The following is a 1,010-nucleotide window of genomic DNA, read 5'->3' as shown; positions in this document are numbered from 1 at the left end:
GCCGCGGATGCCGAGCAAGGCATCAAGCGCAAGGGCTTCTCTGACAAGGTGGACGCGTTGGATGCCCAGTTCAAGGCGCTCGAAGAGCGCACCGAGAAGCACTTCGACGGCAACGACAAGTGGAAGGCCGAGTGCCAGAACAAGGCCTACGACGAGAACGACGAGAAGGCCATCCGCAAGGAAAAGGCGGCCGCGGGCAAGTGATCCGCGCCGTTCACTGACCCTTGCAAGCGGGCCGCCTCCGGCAGGAAGCGGCCCTTTTTGTTTTCTGAAGGACTTTGCATGAGCAACCCGCTGCTGCACGACTGGGCCGGCCCACACGGCCTGCCGCCCTTCGCCGACATCACCCCGGCGCATTTCCAACCTGCCTTCGACGCCGCGCTGGCTGCCCACCGCGCCGAGATCGACGCCATCGCGGCGCAGGCCGCGGCGCCGGACTTTGCCAACACCGTGGCCGCCTTCGACGCCGGCGGCCGCCAGCTCACCCGGCTCGAACACCTCTTCTACACCCTGGCTGCCTCGGCCACCTCGCCCGAGCTGCAGGCCGTGCAGCGCGCCCTAGCCGCGCCGCTGGCCGAACATGGCAGCGCCATCTACATGCATCAGGGCTTGTTTGCCCGGGTCGACGCCTTGTTCGAACAGCGCGAGCGCCTGGGGCTGACGCCCGAGCAGCGCCGGCTGCTGGAGCGCGTGCATCTGGACTTCCTGCGTGCCGGAGCCCGCCTGGCGCCCGAGGCGCGTACCCGCTACGCCGCAGTGATGGCCCGCCTGGCTGAGCTGAACACGCGCTTTGCGCAGAACGTGCTGGCCGCAGAGAGCGGCTACCAACTGCGGTTGACGACCGAGGAGGAGCTCGCCGGCCTGCCCGGCTTCGTGCGTGCCGCCGCCCGCCAGGCTGCCGTCGACCGTGGCCTTCAAGAGGGTGTCCACGTCATCACGCTGTCGCGCTCGTTGATCGTGCCCTTCCTGTCCTTCAGCGCGCGGCGCGACCTGCGTGAGCAGGCCTGGCG

Annotated in this window: 1 protein-coding gene and 1 pseudogene; both read left to right on the top strand. The window is 68.8% G+C overall.

Translation table 11 applies throughout. The features are described from left to right. Positions 1–204 (top strand): hypothetical protein (locus tag ACXJKR_RS33430; RefSeq protein WP_457326520.1); only part of this gene is annotated, 204 nt, incomplete at its 5' end. Between the two features lie 78 nt (positions 205–282). Further along, a pseudogene (locus tag ACXJKR_RS33425) lies at positions 283–1,010 on the top strand (peptidase M3); the annotation flags it as partial.

The sequence above is a fragment of the Roseateles sp. P5_E11 genome, from assembly GCF_054049355.1.
This window is presented reverse-complemented; position numbering and strand designations above follow the sequence as displayed.